Genomic DNA, 24,730 nt, shown 5'->3' on the forward strand with positions numbered 1-24,730 from the left:
GCTGTGTCCCGCGAGGGTATCGATCTGACGCGGCGCAGCTACACGTTGCGCGCCGAGCGTCCATTGGCGTTGAAGGTCGCAGGATGGTTCGCCGCGTGTGCGCTGAGCGCCGCGGTGGGCGGATTGGCGGTGTCGGCTGTGATAGCGAAGCACACGCCGCGCGATGGCGCGCAGGCGACTCCCTGTCGGCCCGAACCGGTCGACACCGCCCCTATCGAGCAGGAACTGGCGCGCGCACGACTCGCGTTGGCGCAGGAATCGGCGGCGCGTGCGGCCGTGCAGAAAAGCGCCGACGATGCCAGCGCCGAAGCCGCCCGCCTCAACGCCGAATTGCAATTCCTGCGCGGCCAGAGCCGCACGGCGCCGGCGCGGCGCTGAGGCCCGAGCCACAGCCAGAGCCAGAGCCAGAGCCACAGCCAGAGCCAGAGCCAGAGCCAGAGCCGGAACGATCCACGCGCGGCTCGAACGCGCGTCCAGCTCGCTCTCTTTAATCAAACCTCCGGCGCGTCGCCCGGACAGCATCACGCGACGCTCATGTTCATCACCAGGAAATCACCATGTTCAGCAAGAAAAAATCCACGGGCGTCCGCCAAACCAAACTCGCGACGTTGATCGCTCACGACGTGCGGGTCACCGGCGACCTCCAGTTCAGCGACGGCCTGCGGCTCGATGGCCACGTCGAGGGCAACGTCAGCGGCCGGCCGGGCGGCCAGACCTTACTGGTCCTGAGCGAGCGCGGCTCGATCGAGGGCAACGTGCACGGCTACGACGTGGTCGTCAACGGCACGATCGTCGGCGACGTGACCGCCGAGCATTTCGTCGAACTGCAGAGCAACGCGCACGTGACCGGCAATATCTTTTATCAGCAGTTGCGGATGGATTGCGGCGCGTCGGTGGATGGCAAGCTCACGCGCCGGGAAAGCGCGCAGGCAGCGCCGGTGCTGGTAGCGGTGCCCGACGCCGCCCGCGCGGAGCGGGAAGCACGTGAAGCACGTGAAGCACGCGAAGAGCGCAAAGCAGGCTGAGCAGGATTGCGAAGGCCTGGACGGCGGCCCGCCCTCAGACGGTTTGCTGCAGCGATTCCCGTCGCGGCGTGGGCTCGTCGGCGGCAGGTGCCGCGCTGCCCGCATGCGGATGCGGATGCGGATGCAGATCGCGCAACGCCCGCAGCCGGCGCGACTCGGCTCGGCGCGCAATGGTGCCGCGCTCGATGATGGCGAGCATGTCGCGCTCCACCAGCATCAGTTTGGCGGCGAGCACGATCAAACCGCTCGCCAGGATCAGATCGCCCGCGAACAGCACGGCGAATAGCAGCGAGGTCTTGCGCGGATCGCCGATCAGCAGGGTCGTATTGTCGTGATTCAGCAGCACCAGCACGAGCGGCACGAACGTGTTGAGCGTGGCGATCGCGCTGCCGACCAGCACCATCGTGCGCCCCGCGCCCATCTGCGGACGGCGTCGGCGGAACACTTCGACCAGCGTAGCGACCCGGAACGGCAGGAAGAACGCGACGAACAGCAACGCGCGCACGATGAGCGGCGCTTTCAGCGTCAGCGCGCCGGAGTAGAGCACGCAGAATCCGGCGGTCACGGCGAGACCGCGACCCCATGGCGCGTCGAGCCCGAACAGCTCACGCGTGCCGACCCAGATCAGAATGCGGCTCTGGAGCGCCAGCGTTGCCGTGGCGACCAGCAGCAGCGGGTTGGGCCAGCTCAGATGCAGCGCGAAACATGCCGCCGACGCGGCGAGCAGGTAAAAGCCGATCGCCCAGAAGCGGAACGCCGCGACCTGCGCGAACATCCGCGACAGGGCGGTCGTCACGAGGGCGCAGCACAGGAACGTCATCAGCCAGAACGAGGTGAACGTCGCTACGTCGAATTTCATGGATTCTCCAACCCCTAACTGCCTGTCATTGTCGATTTGTAAAACGGCTGCGTCCTGCCGGACGCTACGCCGGGCACACGTAAACCCTACGCAAACGTTGTCGCGCCAGCACGTCGTCTGTCATGAAAATACCGGCTCAGGCCGCCACCGTCCGATGCTTGAGCAAGTCGCCGAAGTCGTTCGCGCTGAGCGGCTTGCCGAGCAGGAAGCCCTGCATCTCGTCGCACTGCATGCTCTTGAGAATGTCGAGTTGCGACTCGGTTTCCACGCCCTCGGCCACCACGTCCATTTCCAGCGAATGGGCGAGCGCGATGATTGCCGAGACGATCGCGCTGCCTTCTGCGCCGTGCTCGTCCAGACCGTTGGTAAAGAAGCGGTCGATCTTCAGCTGCTTGACGCGAAAACGCTGCAGATACGCGAGGCTCGAATAGCCGGTACCGAAATCGTCGATCGCAATCTCGAATCCGTTGGCCTGGAATTCGCGAATCATCTCGATCGTTTTCGGCGCGTCCTGCATGGCCACCGTCTCCGTAATCTCGAACATGATCTGCTGGCAGGGCACACCTTCGGCCTGCACGATCGCGAGCATCTCGGCGACCAGGTTCGGTTGCAGCAACTGGCGCGGCGACAGATTCACGGCAACCTTCATCGCGGGCAGTCCTTCTGCTATCCAGCGGCGAATCTGCCGGCAGGTTTCGCGCACGACCCAATAACCGATCTGCACGATCTGACCGGAGCGCTCGGCAATCGGAATGAATTCGAGCGGCGGCAGCGTGCCCAGTTTCGAATCGATGAGACGGATCAGCGCCTCGGCGCCGACCAGCGAATCCGTTCCGCCATGAAATTTCGGCTGGAAATGCAGCGTGAAACTGCCCGCGCTCAACGCTTCGTGCAACGCGCTCTGAATTAGCAGCGTGCGCGTGGCGGCTTCGTTCATGCTGCGCTCGAAGAACCGGTACGTGCTGCGACCGGCGCGCTTCGCTTCGTACATGGCGGCGTCGGCATGTTTGAGCAGCGTGTCGACGGTGTCGCCGTCTTGCGGATAGAGCGCAATGCCGATGCTCGGCATGACCTGCAACGGTTGCGAGTCGGACCAGATACCGTGGCGCATCCGTTCGAGCACGCTTTCGGCGAGCACGCCCGCGTCTTCGCGCGAAGCCAGGTGTTCGGCGAGCACCACGAACTCGTCGCCGCCGAGGCGCGCGACGGTGTCGCTCGAGCGCACGCACTGCAACAGGCGCTGCGAAAACGCGGCCAGGACGTCGTCGCCCACCGAGTGGCCGAGCGAGTCGTTGATGGTCTTGAAGCCGTCCAGATCCATGAAGAGGATCGCGAACAGCGAACGCTCGCGGCGCGAGCTTTGAATGGCGCGTTCGACGCGCTCCGTCAGCGTGGCGCGGTTGGGCAGGCCGGTGAGCGAATCGAGCGTGGCAAGCCGGATGATCTGCCCGTTCAGTTTCGACACCGCGCCGACGAGGAAGGTGGTGCGTGCATCGAAACGCGACAGCATCAGCGTGACGATCAGGATGGCCAGCGTGAAGAGCGACACCATTGCGGCGAGCCAGATGGTGTTGACGCCGTTCGCCGCGCCGCACACCGCGCCGAGCGGAAAGTCGGCGGCGGCCATGCCCGCGTAATGCATGCCGCTGATCGCGATGCCCATGACCAGCGCCGCGCCGCTGCGTTTCTGGAAGACGTTGCGCGCGTCGTCGTTGCTGAGTGCGCGCGCCATCCACAAGGCAGCGCTCGACGCGCCAATGGCGATGGCCAGCGAGATCGCGAACCAGCCTGGCTGATAGTGGATGCCGGGCGTCATGTCCATTGCCGCCATGCCGGTGTAATGCATGCCGGCGATGCCGAAGCCCATCAGGATGCCGCCGCTCAGCAGACGCAGCGCCGTGAGCCGCGCGCGAGTGGTCATGACCAGCGCCAGATACGAAGCGCCGATCGCGAGTCCGAGCGAGCAGGCCGTGGTCGCGAAATCGTAGCCGAGCGGAATCGGCAGCGAGAACGCCAGCATCGCAATGAAGTGCATCGACCAGATGCCGACGCCGAGCGCCACGGCGCCGCCCAGGCGCCATGCGTGTCGCAAACGCGCCGACGCCAGCAGGAAGATGCGGCCGGTCAGGTCGAGCGCCGTGTACGACGCAAGCGTCGCCACGGCAAACGAAATCGCCACCAGCCAAAAATTGTATGTGCTCTGCATGTTAAGTCCGACCGCCGGGTAGGGACGCGGTTGAACATGTTATCGGCAGATGACGCGTTTACTTAACGAATTTTCAGTGCTTTAGCGATTGTCCGCAGGGCTCGTAGGGGCATTCGCGGCGGCGTTTGTTTCGGCGCTTGCGGCGGCGGTTATGTCGGCGTTCACGTCGGTCGTGGTGCTCGCGCCGGTCGCGAGTTTAAGACCTTCGTCCAGCCAACCGGTGACACCGCCGATCATCAGTTTGACCGGACGCCCGAGTTGCGCGAGACGGATCGCGCCGCGCGTGGCGCCATTGCAATGCGGGCCCGCGCAATAGGTGACGAAAAGCGTCTGCGGTGGGTAATCGGCGAGCTTCGACGCAACGATCTTGCCGTGCGGCAGATTGATCGCGCCCGGCACATGGCCTTGCGCGTAGAGCGCGGGACTGCGCACATCGAGCAGCACGAAACCGGGCGTGCCGCTCGCGAGCGCGACGGACACGTCCGAGCAATCGGTTTCGAAGCCCAGCGAAGCCTGGAAGTGAGCGAGTGCCGCGGTGCTGTCGGCGGCGGGAGTGGCGGTCACGGCATTGGAAGTCGACATCGGGGGCTCTCTCTTGGGTCGGGTCAGTCAGGATCGGAAGGCGATGCTTGCGCGGGAGTGGCTTGGCATATCGAATCGGACGGACTCATTGTGACGAAGCGACCATCCTGGGTTAAGTGGCGTAATCGTCAAACTCCGGTAACATCGCGCCATGCATGATCATCTCGTCGTCGCGCTGGCTTACGACCGGCTTTGCACTTTCGAATTCGGCTGCGTGACCGAGTTGTTCGCGCTCGAGCGGCCGGAACTCGGTATCGACTGGTATCGCTTCGCGGTCTGCGCCGCCGAACCCGGACCGATTCGCGCGGCAGGCGGTATCACGCTCGCCGTGCCCTACACCCTCAAGCTGCTGGATCGCGCGGATACCGTGGTCGTGCCGGGTTGGCGCGATGCGGCCGAAGTGCCGCCCGAGCCTCTACTGAAAAAGATTCGCGCGGCCTACGAGCGTGGCGCGCGACTGTGTTCGATCTGCTCGGGTGTGTTCGTGCTGGCGGCGGCGGGCGTGCTCGACGGCAAATCGGTCACCACGCACTGGCGCTATGCGGATGCCCTGCAGCAGCGCTATCCGAAACTGCGCGTGCAGGCGGATGCGCTCTATGTCGACGAAGGCCGGATCATCACGTCGGCGGGGTCGGCGGCGGGGCTCGACATGCTGCTGCATCTGGTGCGCCGCGACCATGGCAGCGCGGTGGCGAACCGGGTCGCGCAGCGGCTAGTGGTGCCGCCGCATCGGGAAGGCGGTCAGGCGCAATTCGTACCGCGGCCGATGCCGAAAGACGAAGGCGGGCGTCTCGCCAAACTCATGGAGTGGATGCGCCGTCATCCCGCTTTGCCGCACAGCCTGCAGTCGCTGGCCGAGCGTGCCGCGATGAGTCCGCGTACCTTGCAGCGGCAGTTTCACGACGCGACCGGCATGGCGCCCTACGAATGGCTCGTACGGGAACGCGTGGCGATCGCGCGCGAGTTGCTGGAAGCGCCGGGTCCGGTGTCGATGGCGCGCGTCGCGGCGCTGGCGGGGTTCGGTTCGGAGGAATCGTTGCGGCGGCACTTCCGCCGCATCGCGTTGACAAGTCCCGGCGCGTATCGCCGCGAATTCGGCATGCGCGAAGGACGGCAGACCGAGTAAAGCGGCTACGTTCTTGTTTTTACGAGTCGCTGCGTAGCGACTGTTCGTGCCGCTGTCGAGCTTCCTCGTCGAGTCGGGTGTCTTCGAGTTCCTGGAGCACGGCTTCGAGGTCGATCGGCGTGGTGTCCTGTTCGACTTCGCCCGTGAGTTTGGCGTCCACGTGCAGCGCGCCGGCTTCGTACAGCGCCCAGATTTCCTTGCCGTAGCTCGTTTTCAGCAGGCCCGGCGCGAACTGGCCGAAGTAGGTGGCCAGATTGTCGACGTCGCGCTCCAGCATGGCGGGCGCTTCGAGATTGCCGGCGGCATCCACGGCTTGCGGCAGGTCGATGATCACCGGGCCGTCGGCGGCGAGAAGAATGTTGTATTCCGAAAGATCGCCGTGGATCATGCCGGCGCACAGCATGCGCACCACTTCGCCGACGAGTTGCGCGTGCAGTTCGAGCGCGCGAGCCTCGGTCATGTCCACGTCGTTCAGACGCGGCGCGACGTTGCCGTCCGCGTCGGTGACCAGTTCCATCAGCAGCACGCCGTCGGTGCAGATAAACGGCTGCGGAACCCGCACGCCGGCATTGGCGAGCTGGAACAGCGCGTCGACTTCGGCATTCTGCCAGGCCTGTTCCTGCACTTCGCGCCCGTAGCGGCTGCCTTTTTCCATCGCGCGTTGCTGCCGGCTGTTCTTGACCTTGCGGCCTTCGCGATACGACGCGGCCTGGCGGAAACTGCGCTGTTTGGCGTCCTTGTAAACCTTGGCGCAGCGAATCGAGTCGCCGCTGCGCACCACGTAGACGGTGGCTTCCTTGCCGCTCATCAACTGCGAGATGACTTCGTCGATCAGGCCTTCTTCGACGAGCGGGAGCAGACGTTTTGGTGTTTTCATGCGACCGCCGCGCGATGGATGACGACACGGCGGCGACCGGCGGCCGGTTGCGGGAGTGCGCGGGGCTCGGCAAGCGGGCGTGGCTTGAGCGGCGGGAGCGCCTGAATGGCCTGATGCGGCGGCTGGGGGAGCGAGTTTCGGATCATGCGCGATTATACGGGCTGGCGGCGCGGGATCAGGCGCGCAGGTCAGGCGTGTGGGGATTGACGGGGCTTCATGCCTGAAAGACGGTCTCCATCCGCTGTATTTCCGGCCGCGACAGATCCAGCGCGGCTGCTTCCGCACGCCAGCTTCCCACGGCGTCACGCACTTCGCCGACGATCCGCCGCGCGTCGGCGTGTTCCAGACGATAGAAGCCGGCAGTGTCCAGCACGGTGTCGAGCTCGGGCAGCGCACTCGTGCCGTCGAAGTTCAGCGCATGCTCGCGTTTGGCCGGGTTGGGATTCATGTCGAATGCCGGCGACAGCCGCCAGCCCGACACTTCGCGAATGAAACCGTGATTACGCAGATGATCGTCGCGATTGCCCACGACGACATTGAAGACCACCCGCCGGAAAAGCTGGGCGAGATCCGCGTCGATATGGCCTTGCGCGCCGTTGCTGGCGAGGTATTCGGCAATGTCCAGATAGCTGGCGTCAGGGTCGCCGTCCTGCCGTTCGAGCAGCGTCATCGCGGATGCGTACAGGCGGCGGCTGCTGGCCCGCCGGTCGAAGCGCTCGACGCAGAACGTGCCGTAGCGCGGGCCGACCTGCCTGAGTTCGGAGTGAGGCACGTCGATGCCCGCGTTTTTGGCCAGCCGATGCACCACGAACTCCCACGCGCCGATATCGTAGCGGTCGTCTTTGGCGGGGAATTTCGCGATCCACAATTCCTGACCCAGGCTGGTGAAGTTGGCCTTGGGACGCGCGCCGCCCAGCGAGGTGCCGGGCGCGATCAGCATGGCGAGCCACTGCTCGTACTCCGGCAGCTTCTCGATACCCGCTTCTTCGATACGCAAGCTGACGTGTGCGAGCGTAGCGAGGTCGGTGACGGGCGGCGCGGCATTGGCGCTGTCGTCGAGAAAATGCCCTCGTGCGTGCTGGAAACGCAATGCGCCGACGCGCGTGGTGTCGTGTACGCCGAGCAGGAAATCGATTTCCTGCAAATGGCGCATGGGCCGGTCTTCGCGATCCGCGGCAGCGGCTTCGCGGCGTTCCATTAGCACGCGGCCCCAGCGGTCGGGGGCCGAGTCCATGAAGATGCCGAAGGCCGCGGACCGCGCCGGCGGGTATTGCTCCTCGGTCCAGAGTTCGAGGCGCGGGTCGAGCATGAAAGCGCGGCTGCTCCCCACCCAGTCAGGCGCGTAGGCGAACGACGCGGGCAGGTCGGTGCGCGTGGTCTGGCGGAACAGGGTGCCGACCTGCTGCATGACGCCCAGTTCGGTTGCGTCGAGGTGGACGGGGAAAGCGTCGCGGGTTTTATTGCTGACCATCGGTTGACTTCACGGTTTGTCGAGTGGTTTGCCTCGGGGTTTGTCGGGTTGGCTTCGGGGTTGGCTTCGGGGTTGGCTTCGGGGTTGGCTTTGCGGCTTGCTTCGGGCCTGATCGGCTGGCGGTGCCGCTTCTGCCTCTGCGGTGCCGGGCGCAGCGGATGCCGCCGCGCGAGGCCGGCGCCGGCCGGGCAGTTTTGCGTCCTGCAGCTTGCGGCCGAGTTCGTCGTCGCGCGCGACGGCGTCCATGTCTTTATCGAGCCCCAGCACACGCAGCGCCCGCATGTAGGTGCCGAGTGCGATGCCCGGATCGCCTTTTTCGAGGCGATTGAGCGTGTCGCGCGAAATGCCGAGCCGTTCGGCGAACAGGGCGGTCGACAGTTCACGCCGTAGCCGGGCGAGTTTCAGTCGTTCGCCGAGCGCGCGCATCTGCTTGTCGACCGAAGGAAACGAGCGTTGGAATGTGCGTGGCATGTCCGATAGATTAGGCAAAACCCATCAATTTGTCAAAAGTATCGGACAAAAATGCGGAGGACAAGAATCGCTGCCGGCCGGAGTCAGCCAATTTCAACTGAAGCGACGTGTCCGATATATCAGTCGGAAATAAAGCTTTTGTCCAAAGTATCGGACATATCGTATGAGCGCCCGATGCCTGGCGATGCTGGCGAAGGGGGCTGCCGAGGTAGCCACGCAGAGGCGGCGGAAGAACTGGCGCTGCGGTTTTACGGTATTTATTACTGTTTTTGAGAAGATGTTTCGTAACAATCGGCAATAAAGTTTGCGTTTTCCCTCATTTCATTCTTTCGGCAATCCCTTAAACTCGCCAGTAACAAATTGTTACGGGGTTAGAGATGTTGGCCGTCTTCCTTATTGCATGCCCGATTGGGATCGTCGCGCTGTTCGGTTTCGCAAGACGAGTCGATCCGCTGACCGGACAGTTCAAGCGTTAAACCGGATAGTTACGCATCACCCGCGCCTGGCTCTAGCGGGGCGCTTCTTCATCCGCCAGAAAAAAGCCGACGAAAAAACAGCCGCCTGCCAGCGCGGCGCCGAGCACTGCGACGGTGTAGGCGAGCGCCCTGCCATGCCACAGCGAGTCGAACCATTGGTGAAGTTGCGCCATCAGCACCGCCGCATTGCCGCCGATCCGCTGCAGTTCGATCTGGTAACGCGGATCCGCGACGCTATACGGAGAGGCAGCAGGCGTTGCGGGCGCGGCGGCATACAGAATCGCCGCCGCAATCAAACCGGCCAGCAGTACCCCGACGCCGATCGAATTCCAGCGCTTGCGCACGGAAGTGGCCGGGTTTGAGTCGCCATTCAATTCGTTGTCACCACTCATCGTGTCGATGTCCGCGCTCGATAGGTCAGGCCGGCAGTATCTCAGGCCGCCACCCCCAGCAACGTTCTACTGCTTCGACGTCAGCAACTTGAGTCCCGCAATCCCGAACATGATGGCAAGCGAGCCGTCGAGCCAGCGCCGTATCGCCGTATAGATCCGGCGTGCCGACGCGGTGGAAAACAGGACCGCGTAACTGCTGAACACCGTCACGCCGATCGCCATGCAGCCGAGTACGACCGGCGCGGTATGCGATGCGCCGCTGGTTGGCGACATCGAGAGAGAAACGATGGACAGCCAGACCAGAATGGCTTTCGGATTGGTCAGATGCAGGAGCAGTCCACGCATATAGAGCCGTTTGAGCGACCCGTCCTGGCGGTTGTCCAGCGTCGGCAACGCGCCGCCCCTGAACGCCGAGCGCGCCGACTTGTAGCCGAGCCACAGCAGGTACAGTCCGCCGGCAATCCTGATCGCCACCAGACATTGCGAGTAAGTCGCAAGCACCGCCGACAAACCCAGCGAAGCCAGCAACGCCCAGAAGAACGAACCCGATACGACGCCGGCCGCGAAGGTCAGCGCGGCGCGCCGCCCCGAGCCCATGGCCAGCGACATGATGGCGAGATTGCTGGGCCCGGGACTCGCCGTGCCGACGAAATAGGCGCTGTACGCAATCAGGACATCGGCGGTGATCAGGGAACTGACGCTCATGAGAAGAACCTCGGCGGAGAACTGGCCCGGCGCGATGTCCGCGCGGGCGGCAACGGGGTCGTTGCGCGAGGGACGATTGTGCGGGTCGCCACGTCGACCTCACAGAGACAGTTGTATCTCATGGTGTCGGACAATCGCCAGCACCGGATGCCGCCTTGAATTTTTTCCCGCTTTGCTTTGCACAAATCGATATGAGTGCGGGTTTCTCCCGAGCGCAAAGACACCCGCACTCAACGTAACTTCAACGTGATCTATCTGCACACGAGCCAACGTTTGCGAAGGCCGCAAAAACAGGGAGTTCGATCCGCCTGAACATTACATTTGCCTTCCTGACAATCCTGCCATTTTCACGCCATGCAGGCGTTGGGGCTACCGATCTAGCATAGGCGCCTGATTCACCTATCCCATCCCTCACCTGTATTTTCCCGGGCGCGTTACATGTGGATCGTCAACGTTGCGTTAAAGCGGCCTTACACGTTTATCGTGATGGCCATCCTGATCCTGCTGGCGACGCCGTTCGTGCTGTTCACCACGCCGGTCGACGTGCTGCCGGAGATCAATATTCCGGTGGTCAGCATCATCTGGTCGTACACGGGTCTGTCGGCCGAGGACATGGCCAACCGGATCACGTCCGTCAACGAGCGCAGTCTGACCACGACGGTCAACAACATCGAGCACATCGAATCGCAATCCCTCGCGGGCATCGCGATTCTCAAGGTGTTCCTGCAACCGGACGCGAACATCCAGACCGCGATTGCCCAGACGGTGGCCGTCGAACAGGCTCAGGTCAAGCAGATGCCGCCCGGCGCCACGCCGCCGCTGGTCATCAGCTATTCGGCCTCCAGTATTCCGGTCATCCAGCTCGGTCTGTCGAGCCCGAAGCTCTCCGAGCAGGACCTGAACGATACGGCGCTGAACTTCCTGCGCCCGCAACTGGTGACGATTCCCGGCGCGTCGGTGCCCTATCCGTATGGCGGCAAATCGCGGCTGATCTCGGTCGACCTCGACACCCGCGCGTTGCTCGCCAAGGGCCTGACGCCTAACGACGTGGTCAGCGCGTTCAACGCGCAGAATCTGATCTTGCCGACCGGCACCGCCAAGATCGGCCCGAAGGAATACACGATCAACATGAACGGTTCGCCCACCACCGTGGACGGACTCAACGACATTCCGGTGCGCACGCTGAACGGCGCCACCACCTACCTGCGTGAAGTCGCGCATGTGCGGGTCGGCAATTCGCCGCAGACCAACATCGTGCGGCAGAACGGCCGGCGCGGCGTGCTGCTGTCGGTGCTGAAGAACGGCAACGCGTCCACGCTGTCGATCGTCGACAAGCTGCGCAGTCTGTTGCCCAGCGCCCGCGCGACCTTGCCGCCCGATCTGAATATCACCGCGCTGTTCGACCAGTCGGTGTTCGTGAAGGCGGCGGTGCAGGGCGTGATCCACGAGGCGCTGGTCGCCGCCGTGCTGACCGCCGCGATGATCCTGCTGTTCCTCGGCAACTGGCGCAGCACCTGCATCATCGCCATCTCGATTCCGCTGTCGATCCTGTCTTCGTTGATCGCGCTGCATGCGCTCGGGCAGACCATCAACATCATGACGCTCGGCGGTCTCGCGCTGGCGGTCGGGATTCTGGTCGACGATGCGACGGTGACGATCGAGAACATCGAGCGGCATCTGCACATGGGCACCGACCTGCACGAGGCGATTCTCGAAGGCGCGGGCGAAATCGCGGTGCCGGCGCTCGTCTCGACGCTGTGTATCTGTATCGTGTTCGTGCCGATGTTCTTCCTGACCGGCGTGGCGAAATTCCTGTTCGTGCCGCTCGCCGAAGCGGTGGTGTTCGCAATGCTCGCGTCTTACGTGCTGTCCCGCACGCTCGTGCCGACGCTCGCGATGATGCTGATGGGCCACGCGCACAAGCCGAAGGGCGACGCGAAGCCGAACCTGTTCATGCGTCTTTATCATCGCTTCGATCGCGGATTCGAGCGCATGCGGGCCGCCTACATCATGATTCTCAGCCGCCTGCTGGTGCGCCGCGCGCTGTTCGGCAGCGTGTTCCTCGGGTTCTGCGTGCTGTCGATGGGACTCGCGTTCGTGCTCGGCGAAGATTTTTTCCCGACCGTCGACGCCGGCGATATCCGTCTGCACATGCGTGCGCCCACCGGCACGCGGATCGAGGAAACCGCGCGTCTCGCCGATCAGGTCGAGAAGGTGATCCGCGAAGTCGTGCCGGAAAAAGAACTCGGCACGATTCTCGACAACCTCGGTTTGCCGTACAGCGGTATCAATCTGTCGTATAGCAACTCGGGCACCATCGGCACGCTCGACGGCGAGATCCAGGTCGCGCTGAACGCCGACCACAAGCCCACGCAAGGCTACATGGACAAGCTGCGCGCGATCCTGCCGCAGCGTTTCCCGGGCACGGAGTTCTTCTTCCAGCCCGCCGACATCGTCACGCAGATTCTCAACTTCGGTCTGCCCGCTGCAATGGACGTGCAGATTTCGGGCGCGGATCAGCAAGGCAACTTCGACATCGCCCGCAAGCTGCTGAAGCAGATCCGGCTGATACCGGGCACGGTCGACACGCACATCCAGCAGAAACTGGATGAACCGGTCCTCAACCTGCAGATGGACCGCACGCGTTTGCAACAGCTCAACCTGAGCGCGAGCAACGTGTCGCAGAACGTGCTGATCTCGTTGTCGGGCAGTTCGCAGACTTCGCCGGGTTTCTGGTTCAACCCGAAGAACGGCGTCGAGTACAGCGTCGCGGTGCAAACCCCGCAATACGACATCTCGTCGGTCGACGAGCTTCTGCGCACGCCGGTTTCCGCCTCCGGAAACGGGCCCACGCAACTGCTCGGCAATCTGGTGCGCGTGTCGCCGCAAACGCAATTCGCGCTGGTCACGCACTACAACATCAAGCCGGTGATCGACCTGTATGTCAGCGTCGAGAACCGCGACCTCGGCAGCGTCTCGAGTCAGGTCGACAAGCTGGTCAAACAGGCGCGCGCGTCGCTGCCGCGCGGTAGCCAGATCAACGTGCAGGGCCAGGTGACGACCATGCGCAGCTCGTACTTCGGTCTCGGGCTCGGCGTGGCGATGGCGATCGTGCTGGTGTATCTGCTGATCGTCGTGAACTTCCAGTCGTGGGTCGATCCGCTGATCATCATCAGCGCGTTGCCCGCGGCGCTGGCCGGCATCGTGTGGATGCTGTTTCTCACCGGTACTCACCTGAGCGTGCCGGCGTTGACCGGCGCGATCATGACGATGGGCGTGGCGACCGCCAACAGTATTCTGATGGTCGCGTTCGCGCGCCAGCGGCTCTCGGCCGGCGCGCCGCCGCTCACGGCCGCGCTCGAAGCGGGCGCGAGCCGTATCCGGCCGGTGTTGATGACGGCTTTCGCGATGATCATCGGCATGATTCCGATGGCGCTCGGTCTCGGCGAAGGCGCCGAGCAGAATGCGCCGCTGGGTCGCGCGGTGATCGGCGGCCTGCTGTTCGCGACGGTGTCGACGTTGTTCTTCGTGCCGATGGTGTTCGCGGGCATTCACACGCGACTGGCGCGGCGTCATCGCGACGATCCTGAGGATGGCGAGGACGGTGGTAACAACAGCGGTGGTAACAACAGCGGCAACAAGGACGACGACGGTGACAAACACGCGGGTCACGAAGGTCCGCCGGCGCCGCCCGATCGTGGCGGCGATGGTGAAGCCGGGCCCGATCCCAAACCCGCATGAGCGTCCGCAAGCACAGCGCAAACGAAGCGCAAAACGCAACGCAAGAACGCAACGCAGAAAAAACGACTCGACGACGGCCGGATGCTCTGGCCGAGTGCATTGGCTGACTGAGATGGCTGACTGATATGACCGAAAAAACCCATGCATCGTTAGCGATCCCCACGCGGGAGACCGAAGACGGCCACGCGTTGCCGCCGCGCAGCCGCGAATGGCGGCGCGCAAAAATCGCCGTTCTGATCGTGCTGGTGCTGCTCGCGCTCGGCGCGATTCGCACGGTGGTCTCGCGCATTCTGCTGAACCGCGCGGTGGCGGCCACCACGCAGCAGAACGCCACGCAATACGTGAACGTGGTGCATCCCACCCAGGCCGAAGGCGGCGGCAACACCCTACTGCCGGGCACCTTGCGCGGCTATGTCGAATCGCCGATCTATGCGCGCTCGACCGGTTATCTGCTGCACTGGTACGCCGATATCGGCGCGCGCGTGAAGCAGGGCCAACTGCTTGCCGAACTCGACACGCCGGAAATCGATCAGGAACTCGCGCAAGCGCTGGCCCAGCGTCAGCAAACCAGCGCGAGTCTCGGGCTCGCCAAAACGTCGCTCGCGCGCTGGCAGCAGTTGCGACAACGCGATGCCGTGTCGCAACAGGAACTCGACGAGCGGCAAAGCACCTACACGCAGGACGTCGCCAACCTCGCGGCCGCCGACGCCAACGTGCAGCGCCTGAAACAACTGGAATCGTTCAAGCGCATCGTTGCGCCGTTCGCGGGCGTGGTCACGCAACGCAATGTCGACGTCGGCGACCTGATCGATGCAGGCAGCGGCACGAGCCGCGCGCTGTTTGCACTGGCGCAGTCCGATCCGTTGCGCGTGTTCGTGCAACTGCCGCAGGCCTATGCGCAGAACGTGCATCCCGGCCAGTACGTGGTGGTGACCCAGGCCGAACTGCCGGGCCAGCAATTCCACGGCGTCATCGCCCACGTCTCCGGCGCGATCGACGTGCCGACGCGTTCGTTGCAGGTCGAAGTGTCGCTGCCCAATCCCGACAACAAACTGCGGCCGGGCGCTTACGTGCAGGTTGCGGTGCCCGCCGCCGTGCATGCCCGCATGCTGGTGCCGGGTAACGCGCTGCTGTTCCGCGCGCAGGGTCCGCAACTTGCGGTGGTCAACGCGCAGGGCAATGTCTCGCTGCGCAAGATCGTGATTGCAGAAGACCTCGGGCAGACGCTCGAAATCGAAAGCGGCATCGAGGCGAACGACAACGTCATCATTAACCCGAGCGATTCGATCGCGGACGGCGACCACGTGCAGATTACCCAGCCGAAGCCGGACGGAAAGAACGGACAAGACGGAAAGAACAGCAAGAGCGCAGCAGACCCGCAGAACGAGAAGGAGGCGTCGTGATCGCGAAAGCCGGACACGCCGTCGCACGAACCAGCACGACGCCACCGAGGCGTGCCGCTACGCCGGTGGCCAAGTTGGCCGCAGCGTTGACCGCCGCGTTGCTGAGCGCGTGCACGGTCGGCCCGAACTACGAGCGGCCGCAGACGGACGTGCCCCCGAGCTGGCAGATCGACTCGAACTGGCGCGTCGCCACGCCCTCGCACGCGCCGGTCGCGCCCGACTGGTGGAGTTCGTTCGGCGATCCGCTGCTCGGTACGCTGGAGAATCAGGCGCTCGCGCAGAACCAGACGCTCGCCGTGGCCAGCGCGCACTACGCGCAGGCGCGCGCGACCCTCGCGAATACCAGCGCGCAACGCCTGCCGGAAGTCGATCTGGCGGCGGCGGGCTCGCGCTTCAGGGTGTCGCAGAGCCGTCCGCAGACCAACTACGGCACGCCGACCGTCTCGACCGTGCAGAACAACCTGCAGCTCGGCCCGCAGATCGACTACGACACCGATCTGTTCGGCCGGATACGACGCGAAGTGGAAGGCGCGACGGCGTCTGCGCAACAGTCGGCGGACGACCTCGCGAATGCGCGGCTGGTGCTCACCACCGACCTCGCCAGCAGCTATTTTTCGTTGCGTGAACTCGACGCCGAAATCGACGTGCTGAACCAGTCGGTCAAGCTGCAGCAGAAAGCGCTCGACTACGTGAACAACGAGCACGAGCTAGGCTCGGTGTCCGGCCTCGAAGTGTCGCAGCAGAAGTCGCAACTCGATACGACCCGCGTGCAGGCGCAACTGCTGCTCAATCAGCGCGCGCAATACGAACATGCGATCGCCGCGCTGGTCGGCGTGCCCGCGCCGCAGTTCGCGATTGCGCCGCAGGTGGTGACGATGTCGCCTCCGTCGATTCCGCTCGGCGTGCCGAGCGACGTGTTGCAGCGCCGGCCCGACGTCGCCTCCGCCGAGCGCGCGATGGCGGCGGCCAACGCGCAGATCGGCGTGGCCAAAGCGGCGTTCTTCCCGAGCCTGACGCTTACACCGAGCATCGGTTGGGAAAGCGTGCAGTTCGCGAGCTTGCTGAGCGCGCCGACGCTGATGTGGACGCTCGGCGCGGCCGTCGGCCAGGTGCTGTTCGACGGCGGCCGCCGCGCGGCCAACGTTCAGTACGCGAGCGAAGGCTACAAGGCCACCGAGGCGAATTACCGGCAGACCGTGCTCACCGCGTTCCAGCAGGTGCAGGACGGCATCACCGGTCTCGCGGTGCTCGACGGCGCGGCGCAGCAGTCGCACGAAGCGGTGACGGACGCACAGCATCTGCTGTCGCTTGCAAACGACCGCTATTCGGGCGGCCTCGTCGCCTTCCTCGATGTGATCACCGCGCAGCAGTCGCTGTTGACCAGCGAGCGCCAGGACGTGCAGATTCACGGCCAGCAGATGACGCTGTCGGTGTCGCTGGTGAAGGCCTTGGGCGGCGGTTGGGACGCGAGCGAAACGATGTCCGCGGTGTCTGGGAAGGGCACGAACAGCGCTACGAACAGCGCTACGAATAGCGGCTCCGATCAGGCATCGACACCCACCCCAGCGCAATGACTCGCGTCGAAATCGAAGTAACCAGCGTGCAGGACAAGTGAAGGCGTTTCGTATAATGCTGGCTCTAGGAGACGCTCATGAAGTTGCTGATCGTTGAAGACGAACACAAGGTGGTCGACTACCTGCGTGCCGGTTTAACCGAGCAGGGCTGGGTGGTCGACGTCGCGCTCGACGGCGAGGAGGGCATGCATCTGGCCACCGAGTTCGACTACGACGTGATCGTCCTCGACGTGATGCTGCCCAAACGCGACGGCTTCAGCGTGCTCAAGGCGCTGCGTCTGCGCAAATCCACGCCGGTCATCATGCTGACCGCGCGCGACCAGGTGAACGACCGCGTGCGCGGTCTGCGCGAAGGCGCCGACGACTACCTCACCAAACCGTTTTCGTTTCTCGAACTGGTCGAACGCCTGCATGCGCTCGCGCGCCGCACGCGCGCACAGGAATCGACGCTCATCTCGGTGGGCGACCTGTTCGTCGATCTGATCGGCCGGCGCGCGACCCGCGACGGCGTGCGCCTCGATCTGACCGCCAAGGAGTTCCAGTTGCTGAGCGTACTGGCGCGCCGCCAGGGCGACATTCTGTCGAAAACGGCCATTACCGAAATGGTCTGGGACGTGAATTTCGACAGCCATACCAACGTCGTCGAGACCGCCATCAAGCGTCTGCGTGCGAAGCTCGACGGCCCGTTTGCGTCGAAGCTGCTGCACACGGTGCGCGGCATGGGCTACGTCCTCGAAGTCCGCGACGAGGCGGAGCCGTCATGAGCCGCTCGATTGCCCGCCGCCTCGCGCTGATGTTCGCGCTCGTCGCCTTCTTCGTGTTCACGCTGATCGGCACCGGGCTTTTCATCGTGCTGCGCTCGCAACTCGAGCACCATTTGCGCGAGTCGCTCGACGATCGTACCGAGATTGCCCGCATCATCGTCTATCACGCGGTCACGCAGGAGAAGTGGCGCATCGCCCGCGAAAAGCTCGCCGACATGACACCGCACGACCGCAGCACGGTCTTCGCGGTCAGCAGCGACGTGCCGGCGCTGCAATACGGCACGCTCGTCTCGGGTGCGACCGTGAAGCGCTGGCCGGGCGGCTATGCGCGCATCCGGCCGGCAGCCGGCGGTCAGGACATGCTGACCTACACGGTGACGATTCCCGCCTATGCCGCGCGGCCGCCGGTGCAACTGCAGGTGGCCGTCAGCTATCTGCCGAACGTGCGCACCATGCGCGTATTCGCATCGGCGCTCGCCGCCTTGTCGGCGCTCGGCAGTCTCGCGGTGCTGCTGCTCAGCTATTCGGTCACGCGACTCGGGCTTGCACCGCTCACACGCCTCACGCGCGATGCCTCCGCGGTGAGTCCGAACAATCGCTCGCAACGTCTGAATACCGCGTCGCTGCCGCTCGAACTGAACGACCTCGCGCATTCCTTCAACGGTGCGCTGGAGCGGCTCGACGGCGCGTATGGCCGGCTCGAATCGTTCAATGCGGACGTCGCTCACGAACTGCGCACGCCGGTGACCATCCTGATCGGCCAGACCGAAGTCGCGCTCACGCGTAACCGCTCGGTGGACGATCTGCGTCATACGCTGCAATCGAACCTCGAAGAGTTCGAACGCATGCGCGCGATCATCAACGACATGCTGTTTCTGGCGCGCGCCGATCAGGGCGAACGTGCGACCGGTCTGGTCGAGGTGTCGCTGGCCGCGGAAGTGGCGCATACGCTGGAGTTTCTCGAGATTCCCCTGGAAGAGGCGGGCGTCGCAGCGACGCTGCACGGCGACGCCCACGCGCGCGTGAACCGTTCGCTGTTCGGCCGCGCCTGCACGAATCTGCTGATGAACGCCATCCAGCACTGCGAGCCGGGCGCCACGATCAACGTGACGATTGCGTGCGACGACGACCAGGTGCGCGTCGCGGTAGCCAACCCCGGCGCGCCGATCCAGGCGGACGTGATGGAACATCTGTTCGACCGGTTCTATCGCGCGGAGGCCTCGCGCACCAATAGCCGGGAAAACCACGGACTCGGCCTCGCGATCGTGAAGGCGATTGCCGAGATGCATCGCGGCAGCGTGTCCGCGCAGAGCGAGCACGGCATCAACACCTTCGTGTTTTCGATCGCGCTGTCGCGCCAGGACGCCGAAGTGCCGGCGCCGCGCATGAGCACCGGCGTGATTAGCGAAAGCGGCGCTTACTAGCTCATCAGCTCATTAGCTCTTTAGCTTATTGGCCGCGGGTTTTATTCGTCGCTGTCGAACGGCAGGTCGGCCTGAATCTGGCGGCGCGATAGCCCGGCTTGCGCATTGGCCGGCGTCAACGCGCTCACCCGCACGCCGAGCAAACGCAGCTTGCGATTCAATTCCACGCGCCGCAGACATTCGGTGGCGGCGCGACGGATTTCGATGGCGTCGGCGGTCGGCTCGTCGAGCGTCAGATCGCGCGTGACCGTACGAAAGTCGTCGTAACGCAGCTTGATGCCGACCGTGCGGCCCACGTAGCCTTTGCGCACCAGGTCTTCCGCGACCCGCACGCACAAACCCGTGAACGAACTCGACAGCGCGGGCCGGTCGTGACGCGGATGCAGATCGCGCTCGAAGGTGGTCTCGCGGCTCATCGACTTGGGTTCCGATTCGACCACCACCGGCCGCTCGTCGTGCCCCTGGGCGATCTGCATCAGCCAGGCGGAATAGCTGCGCCCGAAGTGATCCTGCAGCAGGCCGGCGTCCGCCGCGGCCAGATCGCCGACCGTGGCGAGCCCGAGCCCGGTCAACTTTTCCGCCGCCTTCGGGCCGATCCCATTGACCTTGCGCACCGGCAGCGGCCAGACCCGCAGCGGCACGTCGGCGGGCGTGAGAATCGTGAGGCCGTCGGGTTTGTCGAGTTCGGAGCCGATCTTCGCCAGCAGCTTGTTGGGCGCAACGCAGATCGAGCAGGTCAGCCCGGTGGCCCGATGCACCGCCTGCTTGATGCTCGCGGCAATGTCGCGGACCTCGCCGGGCACGTCGGTCAGATCGATATAGATTTCGTCGATGCCGCGGTCTTCGATGCGCCCGGTGAATTCCGCGACCGCGCTCTTGAAGAGCCGCGAGTAATGGCGGTACGAATCGAAGTCGGTGGGCAGCAGGATCGCGTCGGGCGCGAGCATCGCGGCTTTCATCATGCCCATCGCCGAGAACACGCCGAGCGCGCGGGCCTCGTAAGTGGACGTGGTCACGACGCCGCGGCCCGCGTAATCGCGCAGCTTCGCGAAGCGGCGACTGCCGTCTTCGAGAATTTCCGGCACGCCGCTGCGGCCGCCGCCGATCACGACGGCCTGGCCGCGCAGTTCCGGATAACGCAATAGTTCGACGGACGCGTAGAACGCGTCCATGTCCAGATGCGCGATGCGACGGAGGGCAGAACTCATGAGCGATGGGAACGGCGCAAGGCAGTGACGTGAGGGTAGCTGGGCAGGGGTGGGGCGAGAACCGGCAACGCGCACCCAAACCGTAATCTTACCTTGCGCGCTACCCACCCGGATCGGGTGGGTAGCGCGGAAAACGGCCGCAACGCGGCGCGTCGAACCTATACTCGCCGACAAGCGTTTCATCGCGACGAGAGGTGCTGCTGCTGGGGTGACGGGGCGGGTGCCGTTCATCCGCCCGTGCTGTCAGTCGAGCCGCGCATCCGCTTTCGAGTTCTCCTGCTTTGGCCGCCCGTCTGTATGTTCGATTCCGATATTTCCGAGTCTGGGTCTGGGTCTGCGTCTGCTCCTGCTCCTGCGTCTGCCCTTGGGCCTGCCCTCGAGCCCGCGCCGTCGTGTTCTACGCCCGCCGTCCCCGGACCCGTGAGCAGTGCGCGTATCTCGCCGCCCCGTACCGCCCGTCAGTTGATGCCACGGCCTGCGCTGATCGCGCGCCTCGTCGACGCGCGGCATCGGCGCTGTGTGGTCATTCAGGGCCCGGCCGGCAGTGCCAAGACGAGCACGCTGCTCGCCTACCGGCAAGCCTTGCTGACGCTGGACTTCGACGTGGCGTGGCTGTCGCTCGCACCCGAAGACGACGACCTGACGGCGTTCTTCAATGCGCTGCTGGCCTGTCTCGCCAGCGTCGACCCGGCCATCACGCGCGAAGCCGAACTGCTGGTGGGGCGCGACGGCGGCGAGTCCGCGCCGGAGCATTGGGTCATCACGCTGGTGCGCGGCATCGCGCGCCGCAAGCGCGAACTGGTGCTGATGCTCGACGACGTGCACCATCTGCGCAACCCGTGCATTCTCGAGGCGCTGCGCTGGTTGCTCGACTACGCGCCGGCCCGCCTGCACCTGGTGCTGGCGTCGCGGCGACCTTTGCCGCTGTCGCTCGCCAGGCTGCGCGCGCAAGGTCTTGCCGTCGAACTGGAGCGCCATGACCTGGTGTTCTCGGCGGCCGAGTCGGAGCAGTTTCTGCAGTCGCAACTCGGCCATATCGCGCGGCGCGACGCGCAGACCGTTCATGCGTTGACCCATGGCTGGGCGGCCGGCCTGCAACTCTTCGCCATCGACCTGAAGGCGCGCAAAGGCGCGGCGCTGGCCCCGCACTCGGTGCGCGACGCCGAATCGTTCGCCCGGTATTTCGAGCGCGAGGTGCTGGTGCGGCTCGACGGCGACGACCTGCGTCTGTTGATGCTGGCCGCGCTATGCGACCGGTTTTGCGCGTCGCTGTGCGCGAGTCTCGTGGCTCATGCCGAGACCGTCGGCGAGATCGCGGCGCGGCTCGCGCGTCTCGACGCGGACAACCTGTTCATCACTCAGGTCAGCGAGGCAGGCGCCGGCGAGTCGCGCGACATCTGGTACCGGCTGCATCCGCTGTTGCGCGAAGTTCTGCAGGGGCGGCATGCGCAATTGCCTGATGCGCAATCGCGCGCGTCGCATGCGGCGGCGTGGGCGTGGTTCGGCGCGCAGCACTGTATCGACGAAGCGGTGCATCACGCGGTGCTGGCGGGCAATCCCGAGGCGGCCGCAAACCTCGTGGAGCAGCATGCGCACGACATGCTCTCGCGTGGCGAGTTGCGCCAGCTAGCCGGTCTGCTGCGGCGTCTGCCGCCGCAGCAGATATCGGCGCGTTTCGAACTGCATCTGGTGCAGGCCTTTCTGCAGATGTACGCGGGCGACACGGACGCGCTGGTGCAGAGCATCCAGCGCATCGCCGCGCGCAGCGAACGGCCGGGTTCACGGGAACGCTACGGGCTGGCGCTGCTGCGAGGCGGGCTGGCCCTGCAGCGCGACGATACCGACTCGGTGGTGGCGCTGCTGCCGGAACTGCAACGCGCGCCGGCGAACGCCGACGACTTCACGCTGGCCGGGCGCGGCAATATTCTCGGCTGGATGTTCATCCATCGCGGCGAGTACGAGCAGGCGCGCCGGGTGCTCGAAGAGAGCGCGCATTGGCATGGCGCGCCGCGCGGCATGCTGCTGGGCCGGTGCATGAGCGGCATGACGCATGTCGCGCAGGGGCACGTGCTGAAAGCCGAGAGCGTGTTCGGCGACGTGCTGGCCGCAGCGGAGAACGGCGGCCCCGCGTATGTCGGCATCGGCAGCATGGCGGCGGCGCTGCTCGGCGAGGCGCTCTACGAACTCGACGACGTGCCCGCTGCGCTCGCGCTGCTGGAGCCGCGCATCGAAGTGATCGAACGGGTTTCGATTCCGGACACAGTGCTGCGCGCGCTGACCGTGCTCACCTGCGGTCACCGGCTTGTGGGCCGGCGCTCCGAGGCACGCGACGCCCTCGAACGGTTGCAGGCGTATGCGCAACGCCGGCGGCTGGACCGGCTGCTGGCGCACGCGCTCGGCCTGCGTTCGCGCTGGCTGCTGGAGGAGGGCCGGGTCGACGAGGCCGAAGCCGTGCTGCTGCGCTGCGAAGCGCTGGCCTCGCGTTACGGCGGTGCGGTGCGCAGCACCGCTTGGGAAATCAGCGTTTGCGCCGACCTTGCGCGCATTGCGATGTGCCTGCATCTGCACGATTTCGACGGTGCGATGAGCCGGCTTGCTCCGTTGAACGCGCTGTCGGTGGCGGGCGGGCGATGGTGCCGCGTCGCCAGCCTGCGCATGCAGATGTCGCTCGCCGAACATGGCCGGCGCAACGAGCACGCGGCGCGCGAACATCTGCTCGAAGGGCTGCGGCTCGGCCACCGGCTCGGCCTGATGCGCAGCCTGCTGGACGCGCCGGTCGCCCTGCGTGAGCCGCTCGCTGCGCTGTGTGCGGAGCCCGGCTTCGATCCGGTCCTGGCGTTCTACGCACAGCGGCTGATCGACGCATCGCATTCCATTCACGCCGGCGGGGACCTGGTTGGCGCGGGCGCGCCGCCGGCCTCGGGTCCCTGTTCGCTCAGCGAGCGCGAAAGCGAGGTCATGCATCTGCTCGCGCTCGCGCTGCCCAACAAAAAAATCGCACGCGTGATGGACGTGTCGCTCGACACCGTAAAGTGGCATCTGAAGAACATCTACCGGAAACTCGATGTGTCCGGCCGCGACGGAGCGGTTGCGAAAATGCGCGACCTCGAGGCAGGGTAGCGCGACGCTTCCCGCATCCCATCTGTTATCGCCACTCGCCACTCCTTTCGGGTGGGCCTTTTCTCTTCCCCTCCCGACACAATGATTGCATCGAAGCAACGCGCCGCCTCCGGCCTGCGTTGCCTGGGCAACCTACGTGAAGGAGCGAGCTGTGGAAGTCAAACGCAACGTCTATCGCGACGACCATGAAATGCTGCGCGACACCGCCCGGCGTTTTTTCGAGCGTGAATGCCTGCCGCGGCAGGCGCAGTGGGACGCGGCAGGCTGTGTCGACCGCGAAACCTGGCTCAAGGCCGGCCGCGAAGGTTTGCTGTGCGTCACGGTGCCGGAAGCATACGGCGGCGGTGGCGGCGATTTCGGCCATTCGGCCATCGTCGCGGAAGAACTGCATCGCGCGGGCGTGTCCGGGTTCAGCTACTCCGTGCATTCGGACATCACCGCGCCGTACATCGTGCGGCTGGGTACGGAAGAGCAAAAGCGCAACTGGTTACCTTCCATCTGCCGCGGCGAAAAAATTCTCGCCATCGCCATGACGGAGCCCGGCACCGGTTCCGATCTCAAATCCATTCGCACCAGCGCGGTACGCGACGGCGACCATTACGTCATCAACGGCAGCAAGACGTTTATCTCCAACGGTCTGAACTGCGACATGGTGCTGGTCGTGTGCAAGACCGACCCGGCGGCCGGAGCGAAAGGCGTCAGTCTCATCATGGTCGAAACCGATCGCGCCGGTTTCCGTCGTGGCCGCAAGCTGGAAAAAGTCGGCCAGGCCGCAGCGGATACCGCCGAACTGTTCTTCGACAACGTGCGGGTACCCGTCGGCAATCTGGTCGGTCAGGAGAACGGCGGCTTTATCCATTTGATGGAAGAACTCCCACAGGAGCGGCTGATCATCGCCGTGTATTGCGCGGCAAAACTGGAGCGGCAACTCGAACTCACGCTGCAATACGTGAAAGATCGCCGCGCGTTCAACCAGACCGTGTGGGACTTCCAGAACACCAAATTCAAACTCGCCGACGTAAAGGCCCAGGCGGTCGCGGTGCGTACGCTGGTCGACTACTACATCCGGGAGCACATGACGCGCCGCATCAGTCTGCAGGAAGCGGCCATCGCCAAACTGTTCGCCACCGAGGCCATGTGGAAGTGCATCGACGAGATGGTGCAATTGCACGGCGGCTACGGCTACATGCTCGAGTATCCAATCGCGCGCGCTTTCGCCGACATGCGGGTCACGCGCATTTTTGGCGGTACCAGCGAGGTGCTGCGGGACCTGATTTCCCGCCGGCTCTAAGCGTTCGTCCACAGG

The 24,730-nt window shown here is 64.8% G+C and carries 19 protein-coding genes; 10 read left to right on the top strand and 9 right to left on the bottom strand.

Going from position 1 to position 24,730, the window contains the following annotated elements; genetic code table 11:
• The first annotated feature begins 3 nt into the window (after positions 1-3).
• Both FQ746_RS29835 and FQ746_RS29840 read left to right on the top strand, forming a co-directional pair.
• Entirely contained in the window at positions 4-378 is a 375-nt protein-coding gene (locus FQ746_RS29835; RefSeq protein ID WP_260854212.1) for a hypothetical protein, read from the top strand.
• Between the two features lie 179 nt (positions 379-557).
• Positions 558-1,025 carry a polymer-forming cytoskeletal protein gene (locus FQ746_RS29840; RefSeq protein WP_144113381.1) on the top strand — a complete coding sequence of 156 codons (468 nt, stop codon included), beginning with the start codon at positions 558-560 and terminating at the stop codon, positions 1,023-1,025.
• A 34-nt stretch (positions 1,026-1,059) separates the two neighbouring features.
• On the opposite strand, the gene FQ746_RS29845 is transcribed toward FQ746_RS29840, so the two are convergent.
• The 3 genes from FQ746_RS29845 to FQ746_RS29855 all read right to left on the bottom strand — a co-directional run bounded on the left by FQ746_RS29845 (position 1,060) and on the right by FQ746_RS29855 (position 4,672).
• On the bottom strand, positions 1,060-1,884 hold the full coding sequence (locus FQ746_RS29845) for a hypothetical protein (protein ID WP_144113382.1): 825 nt from the start codon (positions 1,882-1,884) through the stop codon (positions 1,060-1,062).
• Positions 1,885-2,020: 136 nt separating this feature from the next.
• Positions 2,021-4,090: a putative bifunctional diguanylate cyclase/phosphodiesterase gene (locus FQ746_RS29850; protein ID WP_144113383.1), complete on the bottom strand. Its 2,070-nt coding sequence runs from the start codon at positions 4,088-4,090 to the stop codon at positions 2,021-2,023.
• Between the two features lie 81 nt (positions 4,091-4,171).
• Entirely contained in the window at positions 4,172-4,672 is a 501-nt protein-coding gene (locus tag FQ746_RS29855) for a rhodanese-like domain-containing protein (protein WP_144113384.1), read from the bottom strand.
• A gap of 151 nt (positions 4,673-4,823) precedes the next feature.
• Between FQ746_RS29855 and ftrA the strand changes: the two genes are divergently transcribed.
• Complete coding sequence (gene ftrA, locus FQ746_RS29860) at positions 4,824-5,798, top strand: transcriptional regulator FtrA (RefSeq protein WP_144113385.1); 975 nt, start codon at positions 4,824-4,826, stop codon at positions 5,796-5,798.
• A gap of 19 nt (positions 5,799-5,817) precedes the next feature.
• Here ftrA and FQ746_RS29865 read toward each other — a convergent pair whose 3' ends face one another.
• The 5 genes from FQ746_RS29865 to FQ746_RS29885 all read right to left on the bottom strand — a co-directional run bounded on the left by FQ746_RS29865 (position 5,818) and on the right by FQ746_RS29885 (position 10,190).
• Complete coding sequence (locus FQ746_RS29865) at positions 5,818-6,675, bottom strand: PA4780 family RIO1-like protein kinase (RefSeq protein ID WP_144113386.1); 858 nt, start codon at positions 6,673-6,675, stop codon at positions 5,818-5,820.
• Positions 6,676-6,889: 214 nt separating this feature from the next.
• Positions 6,890-8,146, bottom strand: a complete 1,257-nt coding sequence (locus FQ746_RS29870; protein ID WP_144113387.1) for a type II toxin-antitoxin system HipA family toxin — start codon at positions 8,144-8,146, stop codon at positions 6,890-6,892.
• Positions 8,147-8,155: 9 nt separating this feature from the next.
• Complete coding sequence (locus FQ746_RS29875; RefSeq protein WP_144113388.1) at positions 8,156-8,617, bottom strand: helix-turn-helix transcriptional regulator; 462 nt, start codon at positions 8,615-8,617, stop codon at positions 8,156-8,158.
• A gap of 508 nt (positions 8,618-9,125) precedes the next feature.
• Complete coding sequence (locus FQ746_RS29880; protein ID WP_144113389.1) at positions 9,126-9,485, bottom strand: hypothetical protein; 360 nt, start codon at positions 9,483-9,485, stop codon at positions 9,126-9,128.
• Positions 9,486-9,551: 66 nt separating this feature from the next.
• On the bottom strand, positions 9,552-10,190 hold the full coding sequence (locus FQ746_RS29885; protein WP_144113390.1) for a LysE family translocator: 639 nt from the start codon (positions 10,188-10,190) through the stop codon (positions 9,552-9,554).
• Positions 10,191-10,628: 438 nt separating this feature from the next.
• Between FQ746_RS29885 and FQ746_RS29890 the strand changes: the two genes are divergently transcribed.
• The 5 genes from FQ746_RS29890 to FQ746_RS29910 all read left to right on the top strand — a co-directional run bounded on the left by FQ746_RS29890 (position 10,629) and on the right by FQ746_RS29910 (position 19,096).
• Positions 10,629-13,931, top strand: a complete 3,303-nt coding sequence (locus FQ746_RS29890; protein ID WP_144113391.1) for an efflux RND transporter permease subunit — start codon at positions 10,629-10,631, stop codon at positions 13,929-13,931.
• A 125-nt stretch (positions 13,932-14,056) separates the two neighbouring features.
• Positions 14,057-15,334, top strand: a complete 1,278-nt coding sequence (locus FQ746_RS29895; protein WP_144113392.1) for an efflux RND transporter periplasmic adaptor subunit — start codon at positions 14,057-14,059, stop codon at positions 15,332-15,334.
• Positions 15,335-15,399: 65 nt separating this feature from the next.
• Complete coding sequence (locus tag FQ746_RS29900) at positions 15,400-16,908, top strand: efflux transporter outer membrane subunit (protein WP_144113503.1); 1,509 nt, start codon at positions 15,400-15,402, stop codon at positions 16,906-16,908.
• Positions 16,909-16,985: 77 nt separating this feature from the next.
• Positions 16,986-17,672 (top strand): heavy metal response regulator transcription factor, encoded by a 687-nt coding sequence (locus FQ746_RS29905; RefSeq protein ID WP_144113393.1) that lies wholly within the window; start codon positions 16,986-16,988, stop codon positions 17,670-17,672.
• Positions 17,669-19,096: a heavy metal sensor histidine kinase gene (locus FQ746_RS29910; protein WP_144113394.1), complete on the top strand. Its 1,428-nt coding sequence runs from the start codon at positions 17,669-17,671 to the stop codon at positions 19,094-19,096. Before FQ746_RS29905 ends, FQ746_RS29910 begins: the two co-directional genes overlap by 4 nt.
• A gap of 41 nt (positions 19,097-19,137) precedes the next feature.
• Here the strand turns inward: FQ746_RS29910 and dinB are convergent, their stop codons facing one another.
• A complete protein-coding gene (gene dinB, locus FQ746_RS29915) occupies positions 19,138-20,304 on the bottom strand; it encodes a DNA polymerase IV (protein WP_144113395.1) in 1,167 nt (388 codons plus the stop codon).
• Positions 20,305-20,769: 465 nt separating this feature from the next.
• Between dinB and FQ746_RS29920 the strand changes: the two genes are divergently transcribed.
• Positions 20,770-23,424: a LuxR C-terminal-related transcriptional regulator gene (locus FQ746_RS29920; RefSeq protein WP_144113505.1), complete on the top strand. Its 2,655-nt coding sequence runs from the start codon at positions 20,770-20,772 to the stop codon at positions 23,422-23,424.
• A gap of 151 nt (positions 23,425-23,575) precedes the next feature.
• Entirely contained in the window at positions 23,576-24,715 is a 1,140-nt protein-coding gene (locus FQ746_RS29925) for an acyl-CoA dehydrogenase family protein (protein ID WP_144113396.1), read from the top strand.
• Positions 24,716-24,730: the final 15 nt, after the last annotated feature.

The sequence above is a fragment of the Paraburkholderia sp. BCC1886 genome, from assembly GCF_900996245.1.
Lineage (GTDB): Bacteria > Pseudomonadota > Gammaproteobacteria > Burkholderiales > Burkholderiaceae > Paraburkholderia.